The 11,737-nt window shown below is 75.1% G+C and carries 8 protein-coding genes; 6 read left to right on the top strand and 2 right to left on the bottom strand.

The features are described 5' to 3' along the window. The first annotated feature begins 70 nt into the window (after positions 1–70). The 5 genes from AB0K51_RS11850 to AB0K51_RS11830 all read left to right on the top strand — a co-directional run bounded on the left by AB0K51_RS11850 (position 71) and on the right by AB0K51_RS11830 (position 7,350). Positions 71–3,175 carry a tetratricopeptide repeat protein gene (locus tag AB0K51_RS11850; protein WP_363453261.1) on the top strand — a complete coding sequence of 1,035 codons (3,105 nt, stop codon included), beginning with the start codon at positions 71–73 and terminating at the stop codon, positions 3,173–3,175. A 101-nt stretch (positions 3,176–3,276) separates the two neighbouring features. Further along, entirely contained in the window at positions 3,277–4,308 is a 1,032-nt protein-coding gene (locus AB0K51_RS11845; protein ID WP_363453259.1) for a Dyp-type peroxidase, read from the top strand. Beyond that, a complete protein-coding gene (locus AB0K51_RS11840; protein WP_363453257.1) occupies positions 4,305–5,105 on the top strand; it encodes a family 1 encapsulin nanocompartment shell protein in 801 nt (266 codons plus the stop codon). The genes AB0K51_RS11845 and AB0K51_RS11840 overlap by 4 nt, the downstream gene beginning before the upstream one ends. Before the next feature lie 174 nt (positions 5,106–5,279). Continuing rightward, entirely contained in the window at positions 5,280–6,524 is a 1,245-nt protein-coding gene (locus tag AB0K51_RS11835; RefSeq protein WP_363453255.1) for a cytochrome P450, read from the top strand. Positions 6,525–6,552: 28 nt separating this feature from the next. Then, positions 6,553–7,350, top strand: coding sequence for an SGNH/GDSL hydrolase family protein (locus AB0K51_RS11830; RefSeq protein WP_363453253.1), 798 nt, complete (start codon positions 6,553–6,555; stop codon positions 7,348–7,350). A gap of 7 nt (positions 7,351–7,357) precedes the next feature. Here AB0K51_RS11830 and AB0K51_RS11825 read toward each other — a convergent pair whose 3' ends face one another. Both AB0K51_RS11825 and AB0K51_RS11820 read right to left on the bottom strand, forming a co-directional pair. Next, a complete protein-coding gene (locus tag AB0K51_RS11825; RefSeq protein WP_363453251.1) occupies positions 7,358–7,741 on the bottom strand; it encodes a PPOX class F420-dependent oxidoreductase in 384 nt (127 codons plus the stop codon). A gap of 35 nt (positions 7,742–7,776) precedes the next feature. After that, on the bottom strand, positions 7,777–9,078 hold the full coding sequence (locus AB0K51_RS11820) for a glycosyltransferase 87 family protein (protein ID WP_363453249.1): 1,302 nt from the start codon (positions 9,076–9,078) through the stop codon (positions 7,777–7,779). A 234-nt stretch (positions 9,079–9,312) separates the two neighbouring features. Here AB0K51_RS11820 and AB0K51_RS11815 point away from each other — a divergent pair, with 234 nt between their 5' ends. Beyond that, positions 9,313–11,709 carry a Tex family protein gene (locus tag AB0K51_RS11815; RefSeq protein WP_363453351.1) on the top strand — a complete coding sequence of 799 codons (2,397 nt, stop codon included), beginning with the start codon at positions 9,313–9,315 and terminating at the stop codon, positions 11,707–11,709. Positions 11,710–11,737 lie beyond the last annotated feature (28 nt).

Here is an 11,737-nt window from a genome sequence, read left to right as displayed (position 1 = left end):
TCCGGCCCCGCCCCCCAGTGTCGTAAGCTGCCGACTTCGGCGGATCTTCGCGCTCACCGGGGGCTTGCGCATGGAGTACACGGTCCTCGGCCCACCGGCCGTCGTCCACCGGCGGCGGCCCGTCCCGCTGCCCGGGCCGCGGCTGCGGGCCGCGCTCGGCCTGCTCCTGCTCCAGCAGAACCGGATCCTGAGCACCGATCAGTTCATCGACGGCCTGTGGGGCGAGCGGCCGCCGCGCACCGTCCGGCAGCAGGTGCACACCATCGTCTCCCGGCTGCGCCAGGAGCTCCCGTTCGCCGAGGCCGGCGAGGAGCACCGGCTGATCGCGGACGGCGCGGGCTACCGGTTGGTCCACCCGCCCGAGTCGCTCGACGCCACCCGCTTCTCGGCCGCGGTGGCCCACGCCCGGCAGGCCGCGGCACGCGGCGGCGAGCCGGACCCGGTGCCGCTGCTGCGCGCGGCGCTGGACCTCTGGCAGGGCGAGGCACTGGCCGGGGTCGACGCGCCGTACGCCGCGGCGTCCCGGGTCCGGCTGGACGAGGAGCGGCGGGCGGCCCACGAACTGCTCGCCGACCTGGAGTTGGACCGCTCCCGGCATCAGGTGCTGATCCCCGAACTCACCGCCCAGCTCGGCGCCCACCCGCACGCCGAGGGCATCGCCGAGCGGCTCGCCCTCGCCCTGTACCGCAGCGGACGGCAGACCGACGCGCTGGAGGTGATCCGCCGCACCCGCGCCCGTCTGGTCGAGGACTACGGACTGGAGCCCGGGCCACGGCTGCTCGGCCTGGAGCAGGCGGTGCTGCGCGACGAGGTGCCCGCGCCGGCCTCGCCCTCGCCCGCCTCGCCCGCCACTGTCCGGCTCGCCCCGGCCGAGCCCGCCCCGGGGACGCCGGCGGTGCCGCGAGCGCGCACCGAGCCGCCGCTGCCGGATCTCCAGCCGATCGACCAACTCCCGTCCGACACGCGGACGTTCACCGGCCGCTCGGCCGAGCTCGACCGGCTGCTGGCGCTGGCCCGGGAGGCCGTCGACCCGGACGCGACCACCAGCGTGGTGTGCGCGGTCGACGGCATGGCCGGGATCGGCAAGACCGCGCTGGCCGTGCACGCCGCCCACCGGGTGCGCGAGCTGTTCCCCAGTGGGCGGCTCTTCCTCGACCTGCACGGCCACACCCCGGGCGGCGAACCGCTCACCGCCGCCGAGGCGTTGGACCGCCTGCTGCGCGCGCTGGGCACCGCCCCGCAGTCGATCCCGCGCGACACCGACCAGCGGGCCGCCCTGCTCCGCTCCCGCCTCGCCGGCACCCGCACGCTCATCCTGCTCGACAACGCTGCCGGCAGCGACCAGGTGCGCCCGCTGCTGCCCGGCGGCCCCGGCTGCCTGGTGCTGGTGACCAGCCGGCGGCGGCTGACCGCGCTGGACGACGTCTACCCCGTCGGCCTGGACCTGCTCTCCGCACCGGAGGCGGCCGACCTGTTCCACCGCACCGCAGGGCCCGGCCGGGTCCCCGAGGGGCACCCCGGCGTGGCCGAACTCGTCGACCTGTGCGGCCGGGTGCCGCTGGCGGTGCGGATCACCGCGGCCCGGCTGAGGCACCGTCAGAGCCTCTGGCTGGAGGACGTGGTGGCGCAGCTGCGCGACGAGACCGGTCGGCTGGAGGGGATCCGGGACGGAGAGCGGGACCTCGCGGCGGTCTTCGACGCTTCCTGCGCGGCGCTGCCCGCCGCCGAGCGGCGGCTGTTCCGCGCGCTCGGCCTCGCTCCCGGTCCCGATGTCGACGCGGAGGCCGCCGCCTGCCTGCTCGGGACCGGCCGCTGGGTCGCCGAGGATCTGCTGGACGCGCTGCTCGACCACCACCTGCTCACCCAGCACACGCCGGGCCGCTACCGCTTCCACGACCTGGTCCGCCTGCACGCCCGGACTCCCGGCGACGACCCGGCGGCCGAGCGGGAGCGCGCCGCCGCCCTAGAACGGATGCTCGACTACTATCAGTTCACCGCCCACCTGGCCAACGCGCGGATCGCCCGCTGGGTCCGCCCCGGTGCTTCCCCCGGCTGCCCGCCGTCCGCCCGGCAGCGCGACTTCCCCGACCGGGAGTCCGCCGTGCGGTGGTTGCGCGCGGAACAGGACACCCTGCTCGCCGTCGCCCGGCGCCACCCGGCGCGGGCGATCGTGCTCAGCCGCTGCCTCGCCGCGCTGCTCGACCAGGACGGGCGCTGGGCGCCGGCCGTCGAGCTGCACCGCGCCGCGGTCGCCGCCGCGCGGGAGCTGGGCGACACCGCCGCGGAGGCCGACGCCCTCGGCGAGCTGGGCCGCCAACTGCTGGTGGCGGGCGACCAGTCGGGCGCGCACGAGCTGCACCGGCAGGCGCTGGAGATCCACCGGCGGCTCGGCGACGGCTTCGGCGAGGCCGTCGCGCTCTGGCAGTTGGGGCGCGTCGCGCACATGGCGCAGAACCACGACAGGTCCGCCGCCTACCACGAGCAGGCCCTCGCCCGGGCCCGCGAGACCGACAACCCGTTCGTCGCAGCGGGCGCCCTGTGGGGCCTGGGCCGGGTCCGGCAGATGGCCCAGGACTACGCCGGGGCGGCCGAGCTGTGCCGGCAGGCGCTGGCCGGCTACCGCGCGCTGGACGAGCCGCTCGGCGAGGCCAACGTGCTGTGGGACCTGGGGCGCATCCAGCAGGCCGCCGACGACCTGCCCGCAGCCGCGACCCTGCTGGAACAGGCCCTCGCCGTCTACCGCAGGCTCGGCCACCGCCTCGGCGAGGCGAACGCGCGCAGCGAACTCGGCCGCCTGCACCACCTGGCCGGCGACGACCACGCCGCGGCGGACCAGCTCCAGCGCGCCCTGGACGTCTACCGGCAGCTCGGCGAACGCAACGGGCCCACGATCGCCCGCCACCACCTCGCCCGGGTCCGCCTGCGCACCGGCGACCTCACCGCCGCGGCCGAACTCCTGGAGCAGGCCCTCGCGGTCTACCGCAGCGCCGGGGCCCTGCGGGAGGCGGCGAACGCGCTGCACGACCTGGCCCGGGTACGCGCCGCCCAGCACCGCTGGAGCGACGCCGCCGGACTCTGGGACGAGGCCGGCGCGCTGTACGGCAAGGTGGGCGACGAGGCCGGCGCCGCCGCCGTCCGCGCCGGACTGGAGGGCCTGCCCGCCGCCGCGACCTGACACGCCCGGTACGGGCGGTATGACGGTCTGTCGGATCTTTTGCCGGATATGGTCTGCGGGCGTCGACCCGTTCGTCCCCGGCAGTCCTGGGAGCATCCGCCATGCCGCAGCCCCAACCGGTCCTCTCCACGCTGACCGGGGCCGCCGTGTTCCTGGTGCTGGCCGTCGAGCCGGGCGGCGAGCCGGCCGTCCGCGCGCTGCTGCCCGAACTCGGCGGCCTGGCCCGATCGGTGAGCACCCGCGCCCCGCTCGACCGGCTCAGCCTGGTGCTCGGCATCGGCTCGGACGCCTGGGACCGGCTGTTCGCCGGGCCCCGCCCCGCCGGGCTGCACCCCTTCCGGGAGCTGGCCGGCCCCCGCCACCTGGCCCCCGCCACCCCCGGTGACCTGCTGGTGCACATCCGGGCCGAGCGGATGGACCTGTGCTTCGAGCTGGCCGCCCTGATCAGCCGCCGGCTCGGCGACGCGGTCACCGTGGCCGACGAGACGCACGGCTTCCGGTACTTCGACTGCCGCGACCTGATCGGCTTCGTCGACGGCACCGAGAACCCGGTCGGCCAGGACGCCGCCGACGCGGTGCTGATCGGCGACGAGGACCCGGAGTTCGCCGGCGGCAGCTACGTCATCGTGCAGAAGTACCTGCACGACATGGCCGGTTGGCACGGGCTCGGCACCGAGCGCCAGGAGCTGGTCATCGGCCGCACCAAGCTCGACAACGTCGAACTCGACGACGCCGCCAAGCCCGCCGACTCGCACGTCGCGCTGAACACCGTCACCGGCCCGGACGGCGAGGACCGCGACATCTGGCGGCTCAACATGCCGTTCGGCTCGTTCACCGACGGCGGCGAGTGCGGCACCTACTTCATCGGCTACGCCCGCGACCCGTGGGTGACCGAGCAGATGCTCCGCAACATGTTCCTCGGCCGCGGACCCGCCGCCCACGACCGGCTGCTGGACTTCTCCACCGCCGTCACCGGCACCTTCTTCCACGTGCCCAGCGCGGACTTCCTGAACGACCCGCCGCCCGCCCCCGGCCTCGCCGCGCCCCGCGCTGCCGCCGACACCCCGTCCACGCCGGCCGCCGGGGACGGCAGTCTCCGCATCGGCAGCCTGAAGAGGAGCACCGCACCGTGAACAACCTGCACCGCGAGCTGGCGCCCGTCTCCGCCGCCGCCTGGGCCGAGATCGAGGAGGAGGCCCGGCGGACCTTCAAGCTGCACCTGGCCGGCCGCCGGGTCGTCGACCTGCTCGGGCCGGACGGCCCGGAACTCGCCGCGATCGGCACCGGCCACCTCAGCGACATCACCCCGCCCGGCGAAGGCGTGCGCGCCCGGGCCCGGGAGTGCCGGCCGCTGGTCGAGCTGCGGGTGCCGTTCGAGGTCACCCGGGCGGCCGTCGACGACGTGGAGCGCGGCTCGAAGGACTCCGACTGGGACCCGGTCAAGGACGCCGCCCGCGCCATCGCGCTGGCCGAGGACCGGGCGATCTTCAACGGCTACGCCGCCGCCGGGATCACCGGCATCCGCGACGGCGCCAGCAACACCCCGGTCGCGCTGCCGGAGGACATCCGCGACTACCCCAACGCGGTCAGCCGCGCCCTGACCGTGCTGCGGCTGGCCGGCGTCGGCGGCCCCTACTCGCTGCTGCTCGGCGCGGACGCCTACACCGCCGTCAACGAGACCTCCGACCACGGCTACCCCGTCCACAACCACCTGGCCCGGCTGCTCGACGGCGAGATCATCTGGGCCCCCGCCATCGAGGGCGCGGTGCTGCTCTCCGCCCGCGGCGGCGACTTCGAGCTGCACCTGGGCGAGGACCTGTCGATCGGCTACCTGTCGCACGACGAGGCCACCGTCCGGCTCTACCTCCAGGAGTCGCTGACCTTCCAGCTGCACACGGCCGAGGCGGCGGTGACCCTCACCGGAGCCTGACGGAGCGTCAACTCATGTCTGAGGCAGCGGAATCGGGCCAAACTCGGCGCATCCCTTCCCGGCGGCGGGCGGCCGGCCCCACCATGTGACTGCACTGTGTAGCCGCTGCGTCACCAGGCGGAGCCGGCCGGTGGGAGCCGCCCCGTGCGGACCTCAGGTGGGGGGAGCATCGCCATGTCGTCCTCGTCCGTTCCGAGATGTCCCGTCCTCGATCCGTCGGGCAGCGCGATGCACGCCGAGGCCGCCGTGCTGCGCGCCCGGGGGCCGGCGGTGCTGGTCGAGCTCCCCGGGTCCGTCCACGCCTGGTCGGTGACCCGGCACGCCGTCATCCAGGCGCTGACCGGCGACCCCCGGGTCTCCCGCGACTTCCGCCGGCACTGGCCGGGAGTGGCCGACGTCCCGGAGGGCTGGGCGCTGGGCCCGGTGGCCTTCCAGGACAGTTTCGCCAACACCCACGGCGCCGAGCACCACCGGGCGCGGGGCCGGATCGCCCCGGCCTTCTCGCCGCGCCGGGTGGAGGCGATGCGCCCGCAGGTCCAGGCGACGGCGGACCGCCTGGTCGAGGCGATCGGCGCGCTGCCGCCGGGGGAGCGCGTCGACCTGCGGCAGGCCCTGTCGCTGCCGCTCACCATGACGGTCATCTGCGACCTGTTCGGGGTGCCCGAGTACCTGCGCGCGGCGATCGGCCACGCGATCGACACCCTGCTCGACTCCACCCTCGCCCCGCCGGAGATGCTCGCCGCGCAGGCCGAACTCCACGACCGGCTCAGCGAGTTCATCGCCCACAAGCGGGCCCACCCGGCGGCCGACCTGACCGGCGACCTGCTGCTGTCGGCCGGCCCCGGCGAGCAGCCGATGTCCGAGCCGGAGCTGATCGGCACCATGTTCGCGATGATCGGCGCGGGGTACGAGACCGCCGTCAACCTGATCACCAGCGCCGTCCACGCCCTGCTCACCCACCCCGAGCACCTCGACCGGCTGCGCGCGGGCACCGTCGGCTGGACGGACGTGATCGAGGAGACGCTGCGGGTCGAGGGCCCGGTGATGCACCTCCCGCTGCGGTACGCGGTCGAGGACATCGACCTCGGTGAGGGCGTCGTCATCCCCAAGGGCGATCCGATCATCATCGGTTTCGCCGCCGCCGGGCGGGACCCGCTGGTCCACCCGGACCGCCCGGACGCGTTCGACCCGACCCGGGCGGACAAGGCGCACCTCGCCTTCGGCTTCGGCCCGCACTTCTGCCTCGGCGCGCACCTCGCCCGGCTGGAGGCGCAGATCGCGCTGACCACGCTGTTCGCGCGGCTGCCCGAGCTCGCGCTCGCCGACCCCGGGCAGGAGCCCACCCGCGTCCAGTCGATGATGGTCAACGGCCTGGTGGGGCTGGAGGTGGTCCCGCGCCCCCGGAGCACGGCGGAGTGAGCCGCGAACCGCTCGGTAGGGTTGAAGCATGAACAACCCAGGAGGCGGTGTGCGGCAGTACCGGGCGATGGTGGCGGTGGGGGACTCGTTCACCGAGGGCATGTGCGACGACGTGCTGCCCGACGGGCAGTTCCGCGGCTGGGCGGACCGGGTCGCCGAGGCGCTCGCCGCCGAGGGGGACGGGTTCCGCTACGCCAACCTGGCGGTGCGCGGGAAGCTGATCGGCCAGATCCGGGCCGAGCAGGTGGACCTGGCGGCGGCGATGGACGCCGACCTGGTGACGCTGGCCGGCGGGCTGAACGACGTGCTGCGGCCGGGGTGCGACGTGGACGAGGTCGAGCTGCGGCTCGGCGAGTGCGCCGAACTGCTGGTCGCGGACGGCCGCACGGTGGTGATGTTCACCTCGACCGACCCGACCCGGCGGCTCGCCGGGAGCTCCCGGCTGCTGCCCGCGATCCTGCGGATGAAGGGCTTCGTGCAGCGGCTGGTGGAGCAGAACCCGGGCCGGGTGGTGCTGGTCGACCTGTTCTCGGCGCCGGTCTTCGACGACCGCCGGCTGTGGGCGGAGGACCGGCTGCACCTCTCGCCGGAGGGCCACCGGCGGGTCGCGCTGGCGGTGCTGGAGGCGCTCGGCCGCCCGTCCGGCGAGGACTGGCGGGCGCCGCTGGCCGAGCCGGACACCCGCGGCCGCGGGCAGAAGCTGCGCGAGGACGTCCGCTGGCTGGGCGCCCACCTCGGCCCGTGGATCGGCCGCCGCCTGCGCGGCCGCTCCTCCGGCGACGGCCGCCCGGCCAAGCGCCCCGAGCTGCTGCCTTTCGAGGCCTGACGGCCCGTCAGGACGGCGTGATGGTGATCCCGACCGTGCCGGACGCGCCGCGGCGCAGCTTGCTGCCGTACACCGTGAGGCGGCCGATCAGGCCGTACTTGCGGCCGAGCAGCGTGCGGTAGCGGGCGGTGGTCTCCGGGTCGGCGAGCACGGCGGTGGCCGGGACGGGCTCGCCGGTTGGGTTGCCGCGCAGGTCGCACGGGCCGACCAGGACCGCGCTGTTGCGGCGGATCCGCTTGACCTTCCAGGAGTCGGCGACGGTCCACACCCCGAGGGTGTCGCCGTCGCGGACCATCCAGACCGGAGTCGGCACGCCGGTGCCGTCCTTCTTGTAACTGGTGATCAGCAGGTACTTGCCGGCGGCGAGCCGGTCCAGCGGGGTGTCGGCCATGCGTGGGAGTGTACGGCCGGCGCGCCGACGGGGCGTCAGGCGGCCTGCACCGGATCGGGCCGCGCGGGGCTGGCGGCCGGGTGGGGCTCGGCGGCGGGGGAGACGGTGGCCCGCCACAGCCGGGCGGCGGACCAGGCGCCGGCGGTCAGCAGCAGCCCGTTGCGGGCCAGGATGACGACGGTCGGCCGCCAGCCGCCGACCTGCATCGCGTCGAAGAACAGCGGGTAGTCGATGGTGGTGATGCCGATCGCCGGGAGCAGCAGCAGCGCGATCGGCCGCTGGCAGCTCTCCCGGACGGTCAGGCAGACCGCGGCCAGCCCGATCAGCCAGATCAGGTACTGCGGGGAGATCACCCGGCTGGTGACGGTGAACAGCAGGACGGCGCTGAGCGCGGCGTCGTACGGGGTGGCGGAGGTCCAGCGGCGGGCGCGCAGCCGCCACAGCAGCAGCCAGCCGAACGCGGCGGCGGTGAGCAGCAGCGAGAGCTGGGAGACCCGGTGGACGTGCGGGCCGAGGAACTCCAGCGAGCCGTAGTGCTGCTCCACCTCGCCGGGCCAGCCGTACAGCCGGGCGACCTGCAGGGCGCTGCCGCCGAGCGACTCGATCTCCACGCCGCGGCCGCGCTGGGCGTGCAGGAAGTCGAAGGTGTGCGCGAAGAGCGCGGCGAGCACCAGCAGCAGGGCGAGGGCGGAGAGCGCGGTGGCGGTCCAGGCCTGGCGGGTGGTGCGGCCGCGCGGGGTGCCGAGCACGGTCAGCGCGGGCCAGACCTTGACCAGGGCGCCGATCCCGGCGAGCGCGCCGGCCAGCCGGGGCCGGGCGGGCAGCAGCAGGAGCGCGGCCATCGCCAAGGCCGTGACCGGCAGGTCGTAGCGGCCGAACGGCAGGCCGAGCAGCAGCGGCAGGGCGAGCGCCCACAGCCAGGCGCCCGCGGTGGAGCGCCCGGGCCGGGCCCGCCCGGAGCGCAGCGCGACCGCCAGCAGCAGGGCCTGCGCCGCGGCGTCGGTGAGCAGCATCAGCAGCACGAAGGCCTGAAGGTACGTCAGGAACGGCAGTGCGCCGGGAGCGAGCATCGGCAGCGCCGCGCCGGGCGGGTACTGCCAGGTCACGTCGTCGACCGGGAAGGTGCCGGTGCGCAGCACCTGGTACCAGCCGTGGTAGATCCGGTGCACCTCGATGGCGGGTTCGGCCTTGCCGGAGCGGAGCAGTCCGATCATCAGCATCCGGCTGGCCAGCCAGTAGGCGCCGAGGGTGAGCACCTCGCGGGGCCAGCTGGCGGGGCGGTTCCAGCGGTACGGCGCGGCCGGCGGGGTGGTGACCTGGATCGGGGCCTGCGCCACCGCGTCCTCCAACTCTGCCGAGTGACCATGCGATCTCTCTCATATCAGACGAATGGGGCGGGTTGATCCCGGCGGCGGCGCGTGTCCCCGCGCGTCCCCGGAACGCGCCACGCCAGGGCGGTCCACCCGGCCCGCCGGATTCCGTCGGCCGGACCTGCCAGAATGCACGGCGACAGTGCGCATGCGGGTGAGGGTGCGCAAGCGAGTCAGGAAAGGGTGACCGGCATCGTGACCATGCCCGTCGAACGCAAGATCGCCGAGGAGCTGGGCGTCCGCGAAGGCCAGGTGAAGGCGGCCGTCGAGCTGCTCGACGGCGGCTCGACCGTCCCCTTCATCGCCCGGTACCGCAAGGAGGTCACCGGCGCCCTCGACGACACCCAGCTGCGCACCCTGGAGGAGCGGCTGCGCTACCTGCGCGAGCTGGAGGAGCGCCGCGCCGCGGTGCTGGAGTCGATCGCGGCGCAGGGCAAGCTGGACGACGCGCTGCGCGCCCAGATCCTCGCCGCCGACTCCAAGGCCCGGCTGGAGGACATCTACCTCCCCTACAAGCCGAAGCGCCGCACCAAGGCGCAGATCGCCCGCGAGGCCGGCCTGGAGCCGCTCGCCGACACCCTGCTCGCCGACCCGGGCCAGGACCCGGCCGCGCTCGCCGCGACCTTCCTGAACGAGCAGGTCGCCGACGCCCCCGCCGCCCTGGACGGCGCCCGCGCCATCCTGGTCGAGCGCTTCGGCGAGGACGCCGACCTGGTCGGCTCGCTGCGCGAGCGGATGTGGACCCGCGGCCGCCTGGTCGCCACCGTCCGCGACGGCAAGGAGCAGGACGGCGCCAAGTTCGCCGACTACTTCGACTTCGCCGAGCCGTTCACCAGGCTCCCCTCGCACCGCATCCTGGCGATGCTGCGCGGCGAGAAGGAGGAGGTGCTCGACCTCGAACTCTCGCCGTACGACGGCGACCAGGAGGCCGACCTGCCCGGCGCGAGCGACTACGAGCAGCGGATCGCCGCCCGCTTCGGCATCGCCGACCGCGGCCGCCCCGCCGACAAGTGGCTCACCGACACCGTCCGCTGGGCCTGGCGCACCCGCGTCCTGGTCCGGCTCGGCATCGACCTGCGCACCCGGCTGCGCGGCGCGGCCGAGGACGAGGCGGTGCGGGTGTTCGCCGCCAACCTGCGCGACCTGCTGCTCGCCGCCCCGGCCGGCACCCGCGCCACCATGGGCCTCGACCCGGGCTTCCGCACCGGCGTCAAGGTCGCCGTCGTCGACGCCACCGGCAAGGTGCTCGCCCACGAGACCGTCTACCCGCACCAGCCCGCCAACAAGTGGGACGCGGCCGTGCACACCCTCGCGGTGCTCGCCGCGAAGCACGGCGTGGACCTGGTCGCGATCGGCAACGGCACCGCCTCCCGGGAGACCGACAAGCTCGCCGTCGACCTGATCAAGCGTCACCCCGAGCTGGGGCTGACCAAGGTGATGGTCAGTGAGGCCGGCGCGTCGGTGTACTCCGCCTCCGCCTTCGCGGCCCAGGAGCTGCCCGGACTGGACGTCTCGATCCGCGGCGCCGTCTCCATCGCCCGCCGCCTGCAGGACCCGCTGGCCGAGCTGGTCAAGATCGACCCCAAGTCGATCGGCGTCGGCCAGTACCAGCACGACCTGAGCGAGCTGAAGCTCTCGCGCTCCCTGGACGCCGTGGTCGAGGACTGCGTCAACGCGGTCGGCGTGGACGTCAACACCGCCTCCGCCCCGCTGCTCACCCGGGTCTCCGGCATCACCGGCACGCTCGCCGACAACATCGTCGCCCACCGCGACGCCAACGGGCCGTTCCGCACCCGCAAGGCGCTCAAGGACGTCGCCCGGCTCGGCCCGAAGGCGTTCGAGCAGTGCGCCGGCTTCCTGCGCATCCCCGACGGCGACGACCCGCTGGACGCCTCCGCGGTCCACCCCGAGGCCTACCCCGTGGTGCGCCGCATCCTCACCGCCACCGGCGGCGACCTGCGCGCCCTGATCGGCAACGGCGCGGTGCTCCGCTCGCTGCGGGCCGCCGACTTCGCCGACGACACCTTCGGCGTGCCGACCGTCACCGACATCCTCGGCGAGCTCGACAAACCCGGCCGCGACCCGCGCCCCGCCTTCCAGACCGCCACCTTCAAGGACGGCGTCGAGAAGATCGCCGACCTCGAGGTGGGCATGATCCTGGAGGGCGTGGTCACCAACGTCGCCGCGTTCGGCGCCTTCGTCGACATCGGCGTCCACCAGGACGGCCTGGTGCACGTCTCCGCGCTGTCCAGGAACTTCGTCAAGGACCCGCGCGAGGTGGTCAAGCCCGGCGACATCGTCCGCGCCAAGGTCACCGCCGTCGACGTCCCGCGCAAGCGGATCGGCCTCACCCTGCGCCTCGACGACGACACCACTCCGGGCGCCGGGCCCGGCCGCCGCGACGGCGGACGGGACGGGGGTCGCGACGGTGGCCGCGACGGCGGCCGTGGGGAGGGCCGTGACGCCGGTCGGGGCGGCAACCAGCGCGACTCCCGGCCGCCCCGCCAGGACCGCCGCGGCAACGACCGCGCCCAGGCCCCCGCGCCCGCCAACAGCGCCATGGCCGACGCGCTGCGCCGGGCCGGCCTGACCAAGTAGCGCCCCCGGCAGCCGAGTTGCCGCCCGG

Origin of the sequence: Kitasatospora sp. NPDC049285 (genome assembly GCF_040678815.1) — a bacterium.
Classification (GTDB): Bacteria; Actinomycetota; Actinomycetes; order Streptomycetales; family Streptomycetaceae; genus Kitasatospora.
This window is presented reverse-complemented; position numbering and strand designations above follow the sequence as displayed.